Source organism: Achromobacter sp. GbtcB20 (assembly GCF_019091095.1).
Classification (GTDB): Bacteria; Pseudomonadota; Gammaproteobacteria; order Burkholderiales; family Burkholderiaceae_B; genus Achromobacter; species Achromobacter mucicolens.
In genome coordinates, this window is sequence record NZ_JAGXJZ010000503.1 from 1 (window position 1) to 276 (window position 276).

Annotated in this window: 1 protein-coding gene; it reads right to left on the minus strand. The window is 67.4% G+C overall.

Translation table 11 applies throughout. The annotated features are described in order from the left end of the window. A partial coding sequence (locus tag KVT32_RS29955) for a hypothetical protein (protein ID WP_217619415.1) occupies nt 1-256 on the minus strand: 256 nt, incomplete at its 3' end. Nucleotides 257-276: the final 20 nt, after the last annotated feature.

Here is a 276-nt window from a genome sequence, read left to right on the forward strand (position 1 = left end):
GTCCCGGCCCTCCGGCGTTTCCGGCCAGCTTGAACTGCCCGTTGCCGCCGATGAAGAAGTACTGGCCCGGACGGTTGCGGTAGGTGGTGCCGTTGCAGCCGGCGCCGCTGAAGCCGGCGAACTGGCAGGCGACTTCGCTCACCAGGCGGCTGGACGGACGGCCGACCGTGTTCGCGTTGGTGAAGGCGAACGAGAGGACCGATTCTTCCGACAGGTCCTTGCCGTTGGCACGGAAGAAGTAGCCGCTGTCGAGCATTCCCGGCTCGGCGCTGGCGA